The 17,306-nt window shown below is 59.5% G+C and carries 19 protein-coding genes and 1 tRNA gene; 17 read left to right on the forward strand and 3 right to left on the reverse strand.

The annotated features are described in order from the left end of the window. Positions 1 to 24 precede the first annotated feature (24 nt). A complete protein-coding gene (locus O3S81_RS05095) occupies positions 25 to 1,518 on the reverse strand; it encodes a D-alanyl-D-alanine carboxypeptidase family protein (RefSeq protein WP_269341346.1) in 1,494 nt (497 codons plus the stop codon). 138 nt (positions 1,519 to 1,656) lie between these two features. After that, positions 1,657 to 2,376 (reverse strand): hypothetical protein, encoded by a 720-nt coding sequence (locus O3S81_RS05100; protein ID WP_269341347.1) that lies wholly within the window; start codon positions 2,374 to 2,376, stop codon positions 1,657 to 1,659. 136 nt (positions 2,377 to 2,512) lie between these two features. On the opposite strand from O3S81_RS05100, the gene O3S81_RS05105 reads away from it, so the two are divergent. The 4 genes from O3S81_RS05105 to O3S81_RS05120 all read left to right on the forward strand — a co-directional run bounded on the left by O3S81_RS05105 (position 2,513) and on the right by O3S81_RS05120 (position 3,699). Next, on the forward strand, positions 2,513 to 2,776 hold the full coding sequence (locus tag O3S81_RS05105) for a hypothetical protein (RefSeq protein WP_269341348.1): 264 nt from the start codon (positions 2,513 to 2,515) through the stop codon (positions 2,774 to 2,776). A gap of 15 nt (positions 2,777 to 2,791) precedes the next feature. After that, a complete protein-coding gene (locus O3S81_RS05110; RefSeq protein WP_269341349.1) occupies positions 2,792 to 3,019 on the forward strand; it encodes a hypothetical protein in 228 nt (75 codons plus the stop codon). A gap of 349 nt (positions 3,020 to 3,368) precedes the next feature. After that, positions 3,369 to 3,521, forward strand: coding sequence for a hypothetical protein (locus O3S81_RS05115; protein ID WP_269341350.1), 153 nt, complete (start codon positions 3,369 to 3,371; stop codon positions 3,519 to 3,521). Positions 3,522 to 3,609: 88 nt separating this feature from the next. After that, positions 3,610 to 3,699 (forward strand) — tRNA-Ser (locus O3S81_RS05120). A gap of 129 nt (positions 3,700 to 3,828) precedes the next feature. On the opposite strand, the gene O3S81_RS05125 is transcribed toward O3S81_RS05120, so the two are convergent. Next, on the reverse strand, positions 3,829 to 4,161 hold the full coding sequence (locus O3S81_RS05125; protein WP_269341351.1) for a hypothetical protein: 333 nt from the start codon (positions 4,159 to 4,161) through the stop codon (positions 3,829 to 3,831). A 314-nt stretch (positions 4,162 to 4,475) separates the two neighbouring features. Here O3S81_RS05125 and O3S81_RS05130 point away from each other — a divergent pair, with 314 nt between their 5' ends. The 13 genes from O3S81_RS05130 to arsH all read left to right on the forward strand — a co-directional run bounded on the left by O3S81_RS05130 (position 4,476) and on the right by arsH (position 17,184). Then, positions 4,476 to 5,564 carry a septal ring lytic transglycosylase RlpA family protein gene (locus O3S81_RS05130; RefSeq protein ID WP_269341352.1) on the forward strand — a complete coding sequence of 363 codons (1,089 nt, stop codon included), beginning with the start codon at positions 4,476 to 4,478 and terminating at the stop codon, positions 5,562 to 5,564. Between the two features lie 73 nt (positions 5,565 to 5,637). Further along, positions 5,638 to 6,810 carry a D-alanyl-D-alanine carboxypeptidase family protein gene (locus tag O3S81_RS05135; protein WP_269341353.1) on the forward strand — a complete coding sequence of 391 codons (1,173 nt, stop codon included), beginning with the start codon at positions 5,638 to 5,640 and terminating at the stop codon, positions 6,808 to 6,810. Positions 6,811 to 6,942: 132 nt separating this feature from the next. Then, positions 6,943 to 7,617 (forward strand): dTMP kinase, encoded by a 675-nt coding sequence (gene tmk, locus O3S81_RS05140; protein WP_269341354.1) that lies wholly within the window; start codon positions 6,943 to 6,945, stop codon positions 7,615 to 7,617. Continuing rightward, positions 7,610 to 8,635 carry a DNA polymerase III subunit delta' gene (locus tag O3S81_RS05145; protein ID WP_269341355.1) on the forward strand — a complete coding sequence of 342 codons (1,026 nt, stop codon included), beginning with the start codon at positions 7,610 to 7,612 and terminating at the stop codon, positions 8,633 to 8,635. Before tmk ends, O3S81_RS05145 begins: the two co-directional genes overlap by 8 nt. Before the next feature lie 252 nt (positions 8,636 to 8,887). Next, positions 8,888 to 10,438, forward strand: a complete 1,551-nt coding sequence (gene metG, locus O3S81_RS05150; protein ID WP_269341356.1) for a methionine--tRNA ligase — start codon at positions 8,888 to 8,890, stop codon at positions 10,436 to 10,438. Positions 10,439 to 10,449: 11 nt separating this feature from the next. Next, complete coding sequence (locus tag O3S81_RS05155; protein ID WP_269341357.1) at positions 10,450 to 11,232, forward strand: TatD family hydrolase; 783 nt, start codon at positions 10,450 to 10,452, stop codon at positions 11,230 to 11,232. A gap of 2 nt (positions 11,233 to 11,234) precedes the next feature. Beyond that, the gene (locus tag O3S81_RS05160; RefSeq protein WP_269341358.1) at positions 11,235 to 12,059 is read left to right on the forward strand and encodes an MBL fold metallo-hydrolase; all 825 of its coding nucleotides are present in this window, start codon (positions 11,235 to 11,237) and stop codon (positions 12,057 to 12,059) included. A gap of 102 nt (positions 12,060 to 12,161) precedes the next feature. Further along, entirely contained in the window at positions 12,162 to 13,943 is a 1,782-nt protein-coding gene (locus O3S81_RS05165; RefSeq protein ID WP_442864869.1) for a chloride channel protein, read from the forward strand. A 135-nt stretch (positions 13,944 to 14,078) separates the two neighbouring features. After that, entirely contained in the window at positions 14,079 to 14,429 is a 351-nt protein-coding gene (locus tag O3S81_RS05170) for an ArsR/SmtB family transcription factor (RefSeq protein WP_269341359.1), read from the forward strand. Between the two features lie 41 nt (positions 14,430 to 14,470). After that, on the forward strand, positions 14,471 to 14,998 hold the full coding sequence (locus O3S81_RS05175; protein WP_269341360.1) for an arsenate reductase ArsC: 528 nt from the start codon (positions 14,471 to 14,473) through the stop codon (positions 14,996 to 14,998). Next, on the forward strand, positions 14,998 to 16,056 hold the full coding sequence (gene arsB / locus O3S81_RS05180) for an ACR3 family arsenite efflux transporter (protein ID WP_269341361.1): 1,059 nt from the start codon (positions 14,998 to 15,000) through the stop codon (positions 16,054 to 16,056). The genes O3S81_RS05175 and arsB overlap by 1 nt, the downstream gene beginning before the upstream one ends. Before the next feature lie 2 nt (positions 16,057 to 16,058). Further along, positions 16,059 to 16,481: an arsenate reductase (glutaredoxin) gene (arsC, locus tag O3S81_RS05185; protein ID WP_269341362.1), complete on the forward strand. Its 423-nt coding sequence runs from the start codon at positions 16,059 to 16,061 to the stop codon at positions 16,479 to 16,481. After that, positions 16,438 to 17,184 (forward strand): arsenical resistance protein ArsH, encoded by a 747-nt coding sequence (gene arsH / locus O3S81_RS05190; protein ID WP_269341363.1) that lies wholly within the window; start codon positions 16,438 to 16,440, stop codon positions 17,182 to 17,184. Before arsC ends, arsH begins: the two co-directional genes overlap by 44 nt. Positions 17,185 to 17,306: the final 122 nt, after the last annotated feature.

Below are 17,306 nucleotides of genomic sequence, written 5' to 3' on the forward strand. Positions count from 1 at the left end.
AAGCACCGCCTGCGGAAACGTCCGTTACTGGAGTGACGCCCAGCAGCTGACGCCTTTCTTTTTCAATGCATTGCATGCATTTACCGCGGCATTCTGGCCATCGAAGCCGCCGAAACGGGCGCGGTAGATCTGGGAGCCGTCCTTGCTGAAGGCGACCGTGAAGGGCTTTGCGGAGCGCAGTGCCGCGCCGCCTTTTTCCTGCGCGTTCTGCAACAGGCCGCGCGCGGAGTTTTCGTCGGGCGATGCGCCGATCTGGATCACCCAGCCACCCTGCGGAGCCTCTGCCCTGGGGGAGACGGAAGGTGCGGCGGATGCAGATGCTGCCGTCGATGCCGTGACGATATTGTCCACCTTGGTGGAGTTGGTAATCATCTTGCGATCCGGCGCGACGGGGGCCTGGGAAATGGGGTCCTTGCCCTTCTGCCAGGTGGCTGCTTCCATGGCCTTGACGGCGGCATTGGAAGAGGAGCCCGCAAAGGCGGTGACCGGCGCTTCTTCGTAACGGGTCTGCGGAACGGGGCCCGCATGCGGAAGGCCGGCATCGGTGGCTGCGACGGCCACGGAAGGAACGGCTGCCGCCACGGCAACGGGTTCTTCGACCGGAGCAGAGCGCGTCTGAGCGATCAGGTTGCTGTTGCCGCCACGCGATGCCTGCGGCAGATAAGTCGCGACCAGCTTGCGCATGGTGGCGTCACGGGCAGCGCTGGAGCGTCCGCCGAGAACGACGGCGACGATCGAGCGGCCATCGAGCTGCGCGGACGTCGCGAGATTGCTGCCGGCTGCGCGGGTATAACCGGTCTTGATGCCATCCACGCCCTTCACGGTTCCGACGAGGCGATTGTGGTTGCCGATAACCTGCTTGCCGAAATTGAAGGTACGGGTGGAGAAATAGCCGTAATATTGCGGGAAATGCTGGCGAAGGGCGATGCCGAGGCGGGCCTGGTCGCGTGCCGTCGTCATCTGCGCCGTGTTGGGCAGGCCGTTGGCGTTGCGATAGGTCGTGCGGGTCATGCCGAGTGCGCGGGCCTTTGCCGTCATCATCCGGGCGAAACGGTCTTCCGAGCCACCGAGATGTTCGCCGAGCGCGGTCGCCATATCGTTTGCGGAACGGGTGACGAGGGCCAGGATCGCCTGCTCAACCGTAACGCTGCCACCGGCGCGCACGCCAAGCTTGGACGGCGGCTCCTTGGCGGCATTGGCCGAAACGGGCACTCGGGAATCAAGCGAAATACGTCCGCTGTTGAGCGCCTCGAATGTCAGGTAAAGCGTCATCATCTTGGTCAACGACGCCGGATAACGCAGCCCATCAGGATCCTCGCCATAGAGAACCTTGCCGGTCTTGGCATCGATGACGATACCCGCATATTTCGGATCGGCCTTTGCGGTCTGAACGGATGTTGCGGTTATGAACGCCGCAGCAAGGGTTAGCGCAATAAACCTTACGAAAGACGTCGCACCCGCTTTGCGCGAATGTGCCCCAGATAGACTTTTCAACACTGCTGAACTCTTCAATCGCATATTTCTGTTCCGCTCGGACACGCCCCGCCCGATGCTCCGGGAAGAAACTTTATCGGGATGGCGTTACCAAGTGGTTTATGAAAGGTATCCGCCTTCCATAAAATGCGACTTTTCACACGCAATCTGTGCCGTGCCGTGTCAGGGATTTCCGTCTTTTACGAGGCGCTGCGTGACGTAGGCTTTCACATCCGCATCGAGCTTTTGCCATTGCGGCAGCAGATTGGCGGAAAAGCGGTAGAACAGGCTGAGGTCCTGGCCGATGTGAATATCCCTCTGGCAGTCGCTTCCCGTCGCTTCCTGTGGCGTCTGCGGCAAGAGGCAGCGCGCCACAAAGGCGTCGTTGTTTTCACGTTCCCCGGTCACGATGACTTCCTTGCCATAGCCGGAATCGGCACGCAGGCGGTGTAGGAAGAGGCCGTGCTTCAATGGCACCGGCTCTCCTTCGGTCAGCCGCGAATAGATCGGCCCGAAACGGCCGGACATGTCTTCGGACATGGTGCTTTGCGAGAGCTGGACGAAGATCAGCCCCGCTGACCGGGCGGGATCGTCGAAGATCGCGCGATTCGCATCCTCATATCCTTTGAGATCAGGCCAGGTGAGGTAGAGGTCGACCCGTTCGCTTTCGCCGCCCTGTCGTTCGGAAGGCGTTCGCAGCGTGTTTCTGGCGAGTTTGAGCCGATCGTTGCCGATGGTGATCTCCACCTCATCGGTATCGGCCACATGTCCCGCCTTGAGGATACGCTCACCATACCATTTGATGCCGACATTGAGGCCGACGAGAAGGATGAGAAGAATTCCGGCAACGAGGACCGCGCGGCGCAAGAGAGACGATGAAAGCAGGGGTCTTTGGTCGTGCATGGGCTTCCATCTTCGTCCGGCCGCAGGATGATTTTCCAGACGGAAAATAGCCATGCAAAGCTTTAACCCGAGGCGGACGGCATTGAAATGACGTTTTGCCGCTGCTACCTGATACCAACCAAACAAAGGACGGCAGATGGCAGCGCGCGACAGATATTCCCGAAAGCTCGAATGTTCCAAATGTGGTCATCAGGGTTTTGCCGAAGCGTCGGAATCGGATGACAAGAGCCGTCGGGATGTCGATTTTCGCATCGATGACATGCCGAGAGGGTTTCGCACGGAACGTGCCTCGGGCGATCCGACGGATTTCATGATCCGCTGCGCCCAGTGCGGCAATATATTCCGGTTCCTGCAGAAAACCGCCTATGCGCCCGGAGGCGAACCGCGCGTGAAGGCCTGAAGGAAGGGTGCCTGCATGACTCTACCGCAACAGCAAAACGAAGGCCCGCAAAGGCGCAAGCCGATATGGCCCTGGATCGTGCTTCTGGTGCTGACGCTCTCGGCCATCTATTCCTATAATCGTGCCGGCGAGATCATTGCGGAATTCTCCGACAACTTACCGCCGGCGCTGCTCAACCTGTTCGAGGATATTCTCCGGGGCGACGGCCGGCATGGCAATGGCGGACCAGGCATCGGCGTCTGAAGAGCAACCGTGCTGGCGCGCCGTGTCCGGGGCACTCTTCTACCGGCGGACCTATTTTCGGTTCTATAAAAGAAAAAAGCCCCGCAAACAGGCGGGGCAGGTTGATCGCTCGGGGAAAGTTGGGCAATGCCCGGGAGCGATGGCTTGATATAAGTGACAATAGTGCTGACGCGATAGGCCATTTCCGTCCCAAACAGTACGCCTGTGCATAAATTTCGCTCAATTTGGATTTTTTTGAACGACGAGTTGGGTAAATCTGTAAGACAACTTGACAGACTTTCGCGTTATTCTTTGCATTGCCTCGAATTGCACATATTCGCCTTTAACATAACGTGACATGAGCAGACGCATGGATAAATCGGGAATCGTCTTCGTGGCGCTTTTACTGGTGCTTATCGCAATCGTTTTGAGCCTGACGTTGTTCGATACGGCCCAACAGGTGCCATCGATTCCTTCGGGAGAGGGATCTCTGCTGCCGCCGGCAACCGCACCGGCGCAGTGACATTCCGAGCGGAAAAAGAAGGATGGGCTCCGCTCGTCCGGCGGGATTGACGGCCATTTTCAAACCGCTATAAAGCCTCACCACCGATGGATGGGTGTCCGAGTGGTTTAAGGAACCGGTCTTGAAAACCGGCGTGCGTGAGAGCGTACCGTGGGTTCGAATCCCACCCCATCTGCCATTCAGCCAAAACAATAATGATAATGCGACGACGGGGCGGCGCCTCCGGCGTGTCATCTGGATTGGGCATGTATAAAAATCGGCGCGATAGGAAACCCGCCTTTCGGCGGGTTCCATGCGACTGGTGTCATCAGAGTTCCGGACAGCCCCGTTCGTTCGCAAATGTGATGCGGTCCGGTCCACGGCGGGTATAGCCTTCGACCACGACACGGCCGGGGGTGACGCGCACGACTTCGGGATCGCGCAGGCCGGCCTCGCGGGCGGCGGCGCGGGCTTCGCGTTCGCTGCAGCCGCGCATGCGCGGCGGGCCACGGCGGTCACGGTCACGATCGCGGATGACGGGGCGAATGCCGTCCGGTCCGATTCTGAGTTCCATATCCTGCGCCCCCGCGGGGACCGTTGCGGCGAAGGATGCCAGGGCGACGCCGATTGCGAGGCCTGTTATTTTAATAGACTTGATCATGTTTCCTCCTTCAGCCGAGATCGGCGGAAAGCTCGTTTGTTTGCGGAATGGAAACGTGATTACCTTTCGTTTGTTCCTTGCAGGTGCTGCGGGAGACCCGGTTGAGGCGGGTGAATTGCGCCCGGCAGCAGCTTCAAGAGACATAAATCGTTAACCACGTTCGTTACAATTTTATCGAATTTGCAGAAGTCGTTCGCATTTTTGCCACGTTATGCACAAGATTAAGCGACTGTTAGGTGCTTCGATGGCAGGGGCAAATCATCGAGGCAAGTGAGGGTGCGGTTCTCCGAGCCAATAAGCGTGGGGCAGACGATTTGAATTCTACGGTCAAGAAACTCGGCATCAGCACCAGATCGGGTGCGAAGTGGCTTGCAATTTCCGTGCTTTGCGCTGCAACGGCTTCGTGTTCCACCACCTCTGAGACCAAGCCTAAGCCCAAGCGCAGCAAGGAATATTTCTCTGAATCGGAATATGGCGTCAAAGCCAGCCCGCGTGTGGCCGATGGGAAGAGCATTCCCAAGGGCGGCGGGCGAGAGCTGGTCGGCAATGCCTATACGGTCAAGGGCCGTCGTTATTTTCCGAAAGAAGAGCCGGGTTACAACAAGACCGGTCTCGCCTCCTGGTACGGTTCCGCCTTCCACGGCCGCCTGACGGCGAATGGCGAAGTCTACGATAAAGAACATCTTTCCGCCGCACATCCGACATTTCCCCTGCCGAGCTATGCGCGCATCACCAATATGGAAAATGGCGCATCGGTTCTGGTGCGAGTTAACGATCGCGGACCTTTCCATGAGGGTCGCCTGATCGACGTTTCCAGCAAGACGGCCGATCTTCTCGACATGAAGGGCACCGGCACCGCCAATGTCCGCGTGCAATATGCTGGTCGTGCGCCGCTTGATGGTCACGACATGCCCTATCTGATGGCGTCTTATATTCCGAAGGGCTCGCGTTCGCCGGGCGTCGCACCGGAAGGACAGATCGCAACGGGTGTGATGGTGGCTTCGGCTTCTCCGAATTTCGTGCCGGCGCCTGCGTCCAACCCGAATTATGGCGGCTCCACGCAGACGGCGCTGGTCGGCTCCAAGAAAAATGCGGCGCTTCAAGCCATGCCGCTGGTCAACGGTGTTCAACCGGCTTTCGAACAATTTGCAATCCTGCCGGAAATCGGCCCATTCCTGGCCGAGCGGCCGGAGGGCAATTTCATGCGTGAGCCGGCAGCGCCCGGCGGCAATTATCTGCGCGTGCCGACGCCGTCCTCCAAATATTCGGCAGCCTATTCGGAAGAATCAGCTACGGTTTCCAAGACTGTGCGCGCCTTCGACAGCGTGCTCGTCGATCGTGGTGCGCTCAACGAGCAATCGATACTCGCCCATGTGAAGCGTCAGCAGACGAAGTCGCGCTGACGGATTGAAGGATAGGCTGCCTCTCGCTTTCGTCGCGTGCAGCCGGTTGCAGCACGCAGGACTGGGCGGTTTCATGAGCAAGGCCATTCATCGCTCCTATCGGTCGGTCGTTGTGGCGGCCGCCTTTGCGTTTTTCAGTGCAGGCGCGGCGCAATCGCAGACAGCTCCTTTCATCGCCAAGGCTGAACAGGCCTATATGATCGATGCCGAAACCGGCACGGTGCTTCTTTCGCAAAATGAAGATCAGTCCTTTCCGCCCGCATCGCTCGCCAAGCTGATGACGGTGGAAGTGGTGCTCGACGCGCTCTCCAAGGGGCAGGTGATGCCGGAGACCGCCTATCCGGTCTCGGAATATGCCTGGCGCACCGGCGGCGCTCCATCGCGCACCTCGACGATGTTCGCGGCGCTGAAATCCTCCGTCGGAATCAACGATCTCCTCACCGGTATCATCGTGCAGAACGCCAATGACGGCTGCATCATCGTGGCTGAGGGCATGGCGGGTTCGGATGCCGCCTTCGCCAAGCGCATGACGGCGCGGGCGGGCGAACTTGGCATGAACCGCAGCATATTCGCCAATTCCACGGGACTTCCCGATCCCGGCAACCAGACGACGGCCAAGGACATGGTGCGTCTTGCCCAGCATCTGCATGACACCTATCCCGATCGTTATGCGCTTTTCACCAAGCCCGATTTCGAGTGGAACCGGATTTTCCAGCGCAACAAGAATTCGCTTCTGATGCCGGGCAGCGGCATCGATGGTCTGGGCCTCGGTTTTGCGGAAGGCAGCGGTTTTGCCGCCGTCGTTTCGGCCGAAAGGGAGGGGCGCCGTGTCTATCTGGCGCTTGCCGGCATCGTTGACGACAAGACGCGGCAGGAGGAGGCCCGCCGGGTGGTGGACTGGGGCCTGACAGCCTTCGAGAAACGCCATCTTTTCAGCAAGGATGAAGCGGTCGGCGCAGTCAGTGTTTATGGCGGCGATGTCTCGCATATCGATCTTTCGCCCAAGGAAGATGTCAGCGTGCTGGTGCCGGTCAATAATCCGGATCGCATTTCCGGCCGCATCGTCTATCGCTGGCCGTTGACTGCGCCGCTGGATGCCGGCGCGAATGCCGGAACGCTCAAGATATTTTCGGGCGAACGACTGCTGCGCGAAGTGCCGCTTTATACGAAGGCTGCGGTGGGCAAGGGTTCTCTGACCCAGAATGCGACGGGCGCGCTGAAGGAACTGCTGCTTTTCTGGCTGTGAAGGCCATTTTCGCCGGCCTCGTTCCTATGCTTTTGTTCAGGCACCGGATTTTCTGAAAAGCGCTTCACACATTTCGCTTCGATGCTGTAAACAGGCATTTCGAATTTCAGGAAACCCGTGCAGGACGAGACATTGGCCGAAAAGACCGGATTGTTCATTAGCTTCGAGGGCGGCGAGGGCGCCGGCAAGTCGACGCAGATTCGCACGCTTGCCGAGGCGCTTCGCGGCCGTGGTTTCGAGGTGGTCGTAACGCGTGAGCCGGGTGGTTCTCCGGGCGCGGAGGCCGTTCGGCATGTTCTGCTCTCGGGTGCCGCGGAATCCTTCGGCGTGCGCATGGAGGCGATCCTGTTTGCGGCGGCACGCAACGATCATGTCGAGGAGGTCATTCGCCCGGCGCTTGCGCGTGGTGAGATCGTGCTTTGCGACCGCTTCCTTGATTCCTCGCGTGTCTATCAGGGCACGACCGGCAATCTGGAGCCGGAATTCATCGAGACGCTGCAACGGATCGCCATCGATGGTGTCGTTCCGGAACTGACGCTGATCTTCGATATCGCCGCCGAAAAGGGTCTCGCCCGCGCCAGGAAACGTGCGGATGAGGGGGCAACCCCCGACCGGTTCGAAAAAGAGGAAATCGAGACCCACGAGAAGCGGCGTGAGGCCTATCTGGATATTGCGCTCGCCGAGCCGCGTCGCTGCCGCATCGTCAATGCCGACCAGCCGGAAGACAAGGTTACGGAAGACGTCATGTCCTTCGTAGAGCCTTTGCTCGAGCGCGCGGGAAACGCGACGGACGCGGCGCATGAGTGAGGTTCAGGGCGTTCTCGACGGCGCGATCGCGCCGCAGCAGAACACGAGGCTTTTCGGGCATGAGGAGGCGGAAGCGTTTCTTGCGCAATCCTATCGCTCCGGCAAAGGCCATCACGCCATTCTGATCGAAGGACCGGAGGGGATCGGCAAGGCGACACTCGCCTTCCGTTTCGCCAATCATGTGCTGAACCATCCTGATCCCGCATCCGCGCCGGATTTTCTTGCCGACCCCGATCCGCAATCGCTCGTCAGCCGGCAGATCACCGCCGGTGCCTCGCATAATCTGCTGCATCTGACGCGTCCGGTGGATGAGAAGACCGGTCGCGTCAAATCCGCCATCACCGTGGATGAGGTGCGGCGGGCAGGGCATTTCTTTTCGCAGACCTCGGGCACCGGCAACTGGCGTATCGTCATCATCGACCCGGCCGACGATCTAAACCGCAACGCTGCCAATGCCATCCTGAAAATACTGGAAGAGCCGCCGAAACGGGCGATGTTCCTCGTGCTTTCGCATGCGCCGGGGAAATTGTTGCCGACCATTCGCTCGCGCTGCATGCCGCTCAGGCTCCTGCCGCTTTCAGATGCGGCCATGGTGCAAGCGCTCGATCACCTCGACATCAGCCCCGAAGGCGAAAAGCGCGACGACCTGCTTGCGGCATCCAAAGGTAGCGTCGCGCAGGCGCTGAAGCTGATGAATTACGGTGGCTCCGACATTGTCGAGGCCTTTGCCGAAGTCATGTCCGCCGAAGGGCCGGGGGCACGCAAGCGCATGCACAAGCTCGCCGAGGTTCTGGCGCAGAAGGATGGCGACATCGTTCTCGGCTTCTTCATGGAGCATGTGACGGAAGAGCTGATGGCGCGGGCGCGGGCAGCGGCCATGGCGGGCGATATCGCGGCCGCGGAAAAACATGCACGGCTTTCCTCGACGCTTTCGGAACGCATCACCGTGGCGCAGGCTTATAATCTCGACAAGAAACAGATGGTGCTTTCTATTCTGGAAGATATTCGCGGCGTGTGAAGACGGAAAGAGCGGACGTTCAATACTACTGTTTTGGTTACACGTTTCGCCCACTCGGTTCACTCTCGGGCTCAATCCGAGTATCAACAACCCTTTGAAATCTCTAGGGCGTTGGGTTTGCTCAAGGACGACGAGTATGCGCGGCCTAGCAATTTTCAACTTACCAAAATGGTACTCTTCGCTTTCGCTGCTGCGAACAATGGTTTAAGAGCGGTCTATCCAAAAAACAGCCTGTAAAGTCGATCGACCGTCATGACAGACAAGACACCATTCTACATCACCACCGCGATCTCCTATCCTAACGGCAAGCCGCATATCGGCCATGCCTATGAGTTGATTGCGACGGACGCCATGGCACGCTTTCAGCGCCTGGATGGAATGGATGTTTTCTTCCTGACCGGCACGGACGAACACGGCCAGAAGATGCAGCAGACGGCGCGGGCGGAAGGTATTTCGCCGGAAGAGCTGGCGCAGCGCAACTCCGACCAGTTCCGTGAAATGGGCAAGTTGCTCAACGCCTCGAATGACGATTTCATCCGCACCACGGAAGAGCGTCACCACGAGACCTCGCGCAATATCTGGAACCTGATGGCCGATAGCGGCGACATCTACAAGGACAGCTATGCCGGCTGGTATTCCGTGCGCGACGAGGCCTATTACGCCGAGGACGAGACGGAAGTGCGCGCCGATGGCGTTCGTTACGGGCCGCAGGGTACACCGGTGGAATGGGTGGAGGAGGAAAGCTACTTCTTCAAGCTCTCCGAATATCAGGATAAACTCCTGAAGCTCTACGAGGAGAACCCTGATTTCATCGGTCCGGCCGAGCGTCGCAATGAAATCATTTCCTTCGTGAAATCCGGCCTCAAGGACCTGTCGATTTCCCGCACCACATTTGACTGGGGCATCAAGGTTCCGAACGATCCGAAGCATGTCATGTATGTCTGGGTCGATGCGTTGACCAACTACATCACGGCCACCGGCTATATCGAGGACAAGAACGGCCCGCGCGCCAAATATTGGCCCGCCGATGTGCACATTATCGGCAAGGACATCATTCGTTTCCACGCGGTCTACTGGCCCGCTTTCCTGATGAGCGCCAAGCTGCCTCTGCCCAAGCGGGTCTATGCGCATGGCTTCCTGCTCAACAAGGGCGAGAAGATGTCGAAGTCGCTCGGCAATGTCGTCGACCCGGCCAATCTGGTGGCCCATTTCGGCCTCGATCAGGTCCGTTATTTCTTCATGCGCGAAGTCTCCTTCGGCCAGGATGGCAGCTATAGCGAAGAGGGTATCGCCACCCGCATCAATGCCGATCTCGCCAACGGTATCGGCAATCTCGCCAGCCGTTCGCTGTCGATGATCGTCAAGAATTGCGATGGCCAGGTTCCGGCACCCGGCGCATTCACTGACGAAGACAAGGCGATGCTCGCTTCCGCAGACGGGCTGCTGGCGCTTTGCCGCGAGGAGATGGGCAAGCAGCTCATCCATCGTGCGCTTGCCGCCATCATCGCCGTCGTTTCGGAAACCGACCGATATTTCGCGTCGCAGGAACCGTGGGCGCTGAAGAAGACCGATCCCGAGCGTATGGGCACCGTGCTTTACGTGACGGCTGAAGTGGTGCGCCAGATCGGCATCCTGCTGCAGCCCTTTATGCCGGGCTCCTGCGAGAAGCTGCTCGACCTCGTTGCGGCGCCGGCTGACAGGCGTGATTTCGCCGCGCTCGGCGAGGCGGGCCGTCTGGTTCCTGGCACACCGCTCGAAGCGCCGAAGCCGGTCTTCCCGCGTTACGTCGCGCCGGAAGCGTGAAGGCGACCGCTATGCTGATCGATACCCATTGCCATCTGGATTTTCCCGATTTCGAGGCTGAGCGCGACGATATCATCGCGCGTGCCCATGCCTCCGGCGTCAGCCAGATGGTGACGATCTCGACTCGGGTGCGCCGTCTGCCGGAGCTTTTGAAGATCGCGGAGAAATATCCGTCGGTTTTCTGCTCGGTGGGCACGCATCCGAACAATGCCGACGAGGAACTGGATATTTCCGCTGACGAGCTGGTGCGGCTGGCGGAAAGCCACGACAAGATCGTGGCGATCGGCGAGGCGGGTCTGGATTATTTCTACGATACGCAGAAGCCGGAAGACCAGAAGACCGGCCTCATCCGCCATATCGAGGCGGCGCGGAGGACGAAGCTGCCGCTCGTCATCCACAGCCGCAGCGCTGATGACGACATGGCCGCTATATTGCGCGCCGAAAGCGGGAAGGGCGCCTTTCCCTTCATTCTACATTGCTTTTCCGCCGGTCCTGACCTGGCGAAAACCGGTGTCGAGCTTGGCGGTTACGTGTCGTTTTCCGGCATTCTGACCTTTCCGAAATCGCAGGATATCCGCGATATCGCCGCCACCGTGCCGCTGGACCGGCTGCTCGTTGAAACGGATGCGCCCTATCTTGCGCCGAAGCGCTGGCGGGGCAAACGCAACGAGCCGTCCTATGTGGTCAATACCGCCGAGGTTCTGGCTGAAGTTCATGGCGTTTCCTTCGAACGCATGGCCGAAATCACCACCGAAAATGCCTTCCGCTGCTTTTCCAAGATGACAAGGGTGTAGGCGTGGCAAGTTACCGTCGCCGCTTCACGGTTCTCGGATGCGCGTCGTCGCCCGGCGTGCCGCGCATCAACGGCGACTGGGGCGCCTGCGATCCCGAAAACCCGAAGAACCGGCGCACGCGCACGGCCTTCATGGTGGAGCAGATCGGTCCGGATGGCGGCAAGACCACCGTCGTCATCGACACCGGTCCGGATTTTCGCGAACAGATGATCGCCGCAAAGGTGGAGGCGGTGGACGCCGTGCTTTACACCCATGCCCATGCCGACCATCTGCACGGCATCGATGATCTGCGTATCTATTTTGCCCTTCAGCAAGGCCGCATCCCTATCTATGCCGACCCTGTCACCATGGCGCGCATAAAGGACGGTTTCGCCTATTGCCTGGAAACGCCGCCCGGCAGCAGCTATCCGCCCATCGTCGAACCGCGGATCATCGGCGACATCAACGTTCCGGTCGTCATAAACGGGGCGGGCGGGTCGATCCCCTTCAATGTGCATATGCAGCAGCATGGCGACGTGCATTCGCTCGGCTTCCGCATTGGTGACGTCGCCTATTGCACCGATGTCAGCGATTTTCCGGCGGAAAGCCTGCCCAGGCTTGCCGGCCTCGATGTCCTCGTCATCGACGCGCTGCAGCACCGTTACCACCCCAGCCATCTTTCGCTGGAACAGGCGCTCGGCTGGATCGAGACATTCGCCCCCAAACGGGCGATCTTGACCCATATGCATATTCCGCTCGATTATGACACGGTGATGCGTGAGACGCCGGACCACGTTGAGCCGGCTTACGACCAGATGCGTTTCGAAGTCGAGATCGAAACACCCTGAGCCTGTCTTGCGAAAGTGGTTTCCGCTTTTGGGACCAGGACATGCCTTGGAGCAACAAAGGAAAGGCGCGTCGCGCTTTGGCGCCGCCTGAAAAGGAATAGCATGTCGACCAGGCCTTTCCGTGCACCCAGTATGGCGAGCTTCTTCGACAATCTGCGCGCCAGCCGGTTGCGCGCCATGTTCCGGCGCGGCGAACTTGGGCTGGTGGTCCTCGCCGTCTTCATCGGCATTGCGGCGGGCCTTCTGGTGGCGCTGATAGGGGCCTTGAGCACGGCGCTGCATGTGCTGGTCTTCGGCGTCGAGCGGCTGAGCAGCAGCGACCTGTCCGGGTGGATCGTGCTCGCCGGGCCGGTCATCGGCGGCATCGTGCTCGGCCTCATCATCTTCATCCTGTCGAAGACGCGCAAGAAACCCATGGTCGACCCGATCGAGGCGAATGCGCTGCATGGCGGCCGCCTGTCGCTGACGGACAGCATCATCGTCTGCGTGCAGAACATCGTTTCCAATGGTTTCGGCGCCTCCGTCGGGCTGGAGGCGGGTTATACGCAGATCGCCAGCGGCGTCGCCTCCAAGATCGGCATCAAGCTGAAGCTGAGGCGAGGGGACATGCGCATCCTCGTCGGCTGTGGCGCCGCAGGTGCGATCGCGGCGGCCTTCAATGCGCCTCTGACGGGGGCGTTCTACGCCATCGAACTCATCATCGGCACCTATACGGTCGTGACGCTTGCGCCGCTCATCGTCTCCGCATTGGTTGCGACCACCGTCATCGGGCTTATCGGCGGCCACGGCATCTCGATCGATATTGTCGACGCCAGCCGGGTAACGCCGGCGGATTATGTGCCCGCCATTTTCCTCGGCGTCGTTTGCGCCGCCATCGGCATCGTGCTGATGCAGGCGGTATCTTTCATCGAGGAAACGGCGCGCAAGAGTGCCATTCCCGGCTGGCTGCGTCCCGCCATCGGCGGTGTGTTTGTCGGCGGGCTGGCGCTGATTTCGCCGCAGGTACTGTCGAGCGGCCATGGCGCGCTGCATCTTAATATCGATACCGAACTGACGATCTACGGGCTGGCCGGGTTGTTCCTTTTGAAGGCGGCGGCCAGCGCCATTTCCATCGGCTCGAATTTCCGCGGCGGCCTGTTTTTCGCTTCGCTGTTCATGGGCTCGCTGCTCGGCAAGATCTTCGCGCTCTGCGCACCCTATATCGGTTACGGCTCGACGGCGCCCATCGTTTATGCCGTTATCGGCATGAGCGCCTTTGCCGCCGCCATCATTGGCGGTCCATTGACGATGACGTTTCTGGCGCTGGAATTGACCGGCGACTTCCAGATCACGGCGCTTGTGCTGGCCGCCGTCATCACCACCTCGCTGGTGGTGCGCACCACCTTCGGTTACTCCTTCGCGACCTGGCGTTTTCACCTGCGCGGCGAGAGCATTCGCAGCGCCCATGATATCGGCTGGATCCGCGACCTGACAGTGGGCAAGATGATGCGCGCCGATATACGCAAGGCCAATGTCAGCATGGGGCTTCCGGCCTTCAAGGAGAAGTTCCCGCTCGGCTCGACGCAACGGGTGATCATGACCCATGATGACGGGCGTTATGCCGGCATCGTGCTCGTGCCGGAAATCTATGCGGACCCGATGGATCGCGACCCCAGCAAGATCAGCCTCGAAACCTATCTGCACTACAAGAGCGATATATTGCTGCCGAACATGAATGCCCGTCAGGCAGCCGCAGCCTTCGACGCGGCGGAAAGCGAGGCGCTGGTCGTCGTCAATGACAAGATCGAAAACCGTCCCGTCGGCCTTCTTACCGAAAGCCACACGCTGAGGCGTTATAGTGAAGAGCTCGATCTGAGGCGCAGGGAGGCTTCCGGCGAGTTTTAAACTACATTAGAAAAGTATCACTATATATTGATTTATATTAATTTATTTAGATTCGTTTCCTCAAATTCACTCCGAAGTTTTTCAAGGGTAGGGCTTGGTCGTTGACATGCTCAATATATCCACTATTCTGGATATATGGATAATAGTAGTGCAATAACGGCGCTCAGCGCGCTCGCCCAATCCACCCGGCTGGAAACCTTCCGGCGTCTCGTGCAGCACGAGCCAGACGGCATTCCGGCCGGTGAGCTCGCGCGCCTCATCGACGTTCCGCAGAACACGATGTCGGCGCATCTCGCCACGCTTGCGCGGGCAGGGCTGGTCAAGAGCGAGCGGCAAAGCAGGTCGATCATCTATCGCGCCGACCTCGAGGGGCTGCGCGCGCTGACCCTGTTTCTGCTGAAGGATTGCTGCGGCGGAGCGACCGAGCTTTGCGCTCCGTTGATCGCCGAACTCACACCCTGCTGCTGCGCGGAGGCGGAGGCGTGATGAGCGCCATCAGGCCAACGATCTAACCACGGACCAACACCATGACCGAAAAGATCTACAACGTCCTCTTTCTGTGCACCGGCAATTCCGCCCGTTCCATTCTTGCCGAATCCATTCTCGCCAAGGAAGGTGAGGGGCGGTTCAATGCCTATTCGGCCGGCAGCCAGCCGAAGGGAAAAGTGAACCCTCACGCCCTGAAGGAACTGGCGGCGCTGGGTTATCCGTCGAGCGGTTTCGCCTCGAAGAGCTGGGACGAGTTTGCCGGCCCCGATGCGCCGCAGATGGACTTCATCTTCACGGTGTGTGACAGCGCCGCCGGCGAAGCCTGCCCCGTCTGGATCGGCCATCCAATGACGGCCCATTGGGGGATCGAGGATCCCGCCGCCATCGTCGGCTCGGAGGTTGAGATTCAGCGCGCCTTCGCCCAGGCCGCCCGTTTCCTCAAGAACAGGATCACGGCTTTCGTCAGCCTGCCGCTGCAATCCATCGACCGCATGGCGCTCGAAACGAGGCTGCATAATATCGGTGCCATGGAAGGCGCAACGGCGCCGCAGGGAAACCCCGCCTGATGTCTGTCTTCGAACGTTATCTGACCGTCTGGGTGTTTCTGTGCATCATCGTCGGTGTTGCGCTTGGCCATCTGATGCCCGGCCTCTTTCAGCTCATTGCCGCGGCGGAGATCGCCAGGGTGAATATTCCGGTCGCGGTGCTGATCTGGCTGATGATCATTCCGATGCTGCTGAAAATCGATTTTCGCTCTCTTTCGCAGGTCGGCGCATTCTGGCGCGGCATCGGCGTGACCCTGTTCATCAACTGGGCCGTCAAGCCGTTCTCGATGGCGATATTGGGCTGGTTTTTCATCGGCTGGCTGTTCCGCCCGTATCTTCCGGCACAGCAGATCGATTCCTATATCGCCGGGCTGATCATCCTTGCCGCTGCGCCATGCACCGCCATGGTCTTCGTCTGGAGCAATCTTACACGCGGGGAGCCGCTGTTCACGCTGTCGCAGGTCGCTCTCAACGATGCGATCATGGTCGTGGCGTTTGCGCCGATCGTCGGTCTGCTGCTTGGCCTTTCGGCCATCACCGTTCCGTGGGACACGCTCATTCTTTCCGTGGCGCTTTATATTGTCGTGCCGGTCATCCTCGCGCAGCTCATTAGGAGCCGGCTCATGGCTAACGGCACGTCAGCGATACTGGATCGTATTCTCGCAAGGCTGCAGCCGGTCTCGCTGGTGTCACTGCTTGCGACGCTGGTTCTTCTTTTCGCCTTTCAGGGTGAGCAGATTATCGCCCAGCCGGCCGTCATCGGCCTGCTCGCCATCCCGATCCTGATTCAGGTCTACCTGAATTCGGGGCTTGCCTATCTTCTCAACCGGATGACCGGTGAAAGGCACTGCGTTGCCGGCCCATCGGCCCTGATCGGCGCCAGCAACTTTTTCGAACTTGCGGTCGCGGCCGCCATCAGCCTGTTCGGCCTTCAGTCCGGTGCGGCGCTGGCAACCGTCGTCGGCGTCCTCATCGAAGTCCCGGTCATGCTTTCGGTCGTCTGGATCGTGAACCGCTCGAAGGACTGGTATGAGGCTGCGCCCGCTGTTTCCCGAACGATACTGACAGAAAGGCAATGAGCATGGATGCCACGATCTATCACAACCCGTCCTGCGGGACTTCCCGCAACACGCTGGCGCTGATACGCGCGGCGGGGATCGAACCGACCGTGATCGAATATCTGCAGCAGCCGCCAACGCGCGAATACCTTGCAAGGATGATCTCCGATGCGGGCCTGAGCGTGCGCGGGGCCATACGGGAGAAGGGGACACCCTATGCCGAACTTGGTCTCGACAATCCGGATCTGAGCGACGATCAGCTGCTCGATGCGATGATCCAAACGCCGATACTCATCAATCGCCCCTTCGTCGTGACGCCGCTCGGCACCAGGCTTGCCCGACCTTCCGAAGCCGTGCTGGATATATTGCCCGACACTTTCAAGGGGCCGTTCTTCAAGGAGGATGGTGAGCAGGTTCTCGACGGGGAAGGAAAACGCATTGCCTGATACGTTCCCCGCATTGCAGGCCCAGCATCTGCACGGAATTGATCCGGATGCGCTGCGTCCGGCTTTCTCGACCCACAGGCCGCGCATCCTGATCCTCTATGGCTCGCTGCGTGAGGTTTCCTATAGTCGTCTGCTTGCATTCGAAGCTGGACGGTTGCTCGAACGGCTCGGATGCGAGGTTCGGATATTCGATCCGAAAGGCCTGCCTTTGCCCGATGAAGCGCCAGCCAGCCATGCCAAGGTGCAGGAACTGCGCGATCTCTCACAATGGTCGGAAGGACAGGTGTGGGTAAGCCCGGAACGCCATGGGGCGATGACCGGCATCATGAAAGCGCAGATCGACTGGATTCCGCTGGCAGTCGGATCGGTCCGGCCGACGCAGGGCAAGACGCTCGCCATCATGGAAGTATCCGGCGGCAGCCAGTCCTTCAACGCCGTGAACCAGATGCGTATTCTCGGCAGATGGATGCGGATGATCACCATTCCCAATCAGTCCTCGGTGGCCAGAGCTTATCAGGAATTCGACGCGGACGGTCGGATGAAGCCATCATCCTATTACGACCGCGTGGTGGATGTCTGCGAGGAACTGGTAAAATTCACGCTGTTGACGCGTGACGCTTCAAGCTATCTGACAGGCCGATACAGTGAACGTAAAGAACAGGCGGACGAGCTTGAAAAGCGTGTTTCGCTGAAATCGATCTGACAAATCGGTCTGGAAAACACATAAAGCTGGCAATCTTCCATGCCCAAAAGCAAAGTCCAGACCACATTTTAGTTCCATAATCTATCTTATGCGATCTTCGTTTGTGGCGAGGTACATTCTAA

The sequence above is a fragment of the Agrobacterium sp. SOY23 genome, assembly GCF_027212525.1.
In the GTDB taxonomy this organism is placed as follows: domain Bacteria; phylum Pseudomonadota; class Alphaproteobacteria; order Rhizobiales; family Rhizobiaceae; genus Agrobacterium; species Agrobacterium tumefaciens_I.

What these genes read in the sequence shown, in the direction of transcription:
- O3S81_RS05095 (WP_269341346.1), bottom strand. Translation starts at nt 1,518, where the DNA reads ATGCGATTGAAGAGTTCAGCAGTGTTGAAAAGTCTATCTGGGGCACAT.
- O3S81_RS05100 (WP_269341347.1), bottom strand. Translation starts at nt 2,376, where the DNA reads ATGCACGACCAAAGACCCCTGCTTTCATCGTCTCTCTTGCGCCGCGCG.
- O3S81_RS05105 (WP_269341348.1), top strand. Translation starts at nt 2,513, where the DNA reads ATGGCAGCGCGCGACAGATATTCCCGAAAGCTCGAATGTTCCAAATGT.
- O3S81_RS05110 (WP_269341349.1), top strand. Translation starts at nt 2,792, where the DNA reads ATGACTCTACCGCAACAGCAAAACGAAGGCCCGCAAAGGCGCAAGCCG.
- O3S81_RS05115 (WP_269341350.1), top strand. Translation starts at nt 3,369, where the DNA reads ATGGATAAATCGGGAATCGTCTTCGTGGCGCTTTTACTGGTGCTTATC.
- O3S81_RS05125 (WP_269341351.1), bottom strand. Translation starts at nt 4,161, where the DNA reads ATGATCAAGTCTATTAAAATAACAGGCCTCGCAATCGGCGTCGCCCTG.
- O3S81_RS05135 (WP_269341353.1), top strand. Translation starts at nt 5,638, where the DNA reads ATGAGCAAGGCCATTCATCGCTCCTATCGGTCGGTCGTTGTGGCGGCC.
- O3S81_RS05145 (WP_269341355.1), top strand. Translation starts at nt 7,610, where the DNA reads ATGAGTGAGGTTCAGGGCGTTCTCGACGGCGCGATCGCGCCGCAGCAG.
- metG (WP_269341356.1), top strand. Translation starts at nt 8,888, where the DNA reads ATGACAGACAAGACACCATTCTACATCACCACCGCGATCTCCTATCCT.
- O3S81_RS05155 (WP_269341357.1), top strand. Translation starts at nt 10,450, where the DNA reads ATGCTGATCGATACCCATTGCCATCTGGATTTTCCCGATTTCGAGGCT.
- O3S81_RS05165 (WP_442864869.1), top strand. Translation starts at nt 12,162, where the DNA reads ATGTCGACCAGGCCTTTCCGTGCACCCAGTATGGCGAGCTTCTTCGAC.
- O3S81_RS05170 (WP_269341359.1), top strand. Translation starts at nt 14,079, where the DNA reads ATGGATAATAGTAGTGCAATAACGGCGCTCAGCGCGCTCGCCCAATCC.
- O3S81_RS05175 (WP_269341360.1), top strand. Translation starts at nt 14,471, where the DNA reads ATGACCGAAAAGATCTACAACGTCCTCTTTCTGTGCACCGGCAATTCC.
- arsB (WP_269341361.1), top strand. Translation starts at nt 14,998, where the DNA reads ATGTCTGTCTTCGAACGTTATCTGACCGTCTGGGTGTTTCTGTGCATC.
- arsC (WP_269341362.1), top strand. Translation starts at nt 16,059, where the DNA reads ATGGATGCCACGATCTATCACAACCCGTCCTGCGGGACTTCCCGCAAC.
- arsH (WP_269341363.1), top strand. Translation starts at nt 16,438, where the DNA reads ATGGTGAGCAGGTTCTCGACGGGGAAGGAAAACGCATTGCCTGATACG.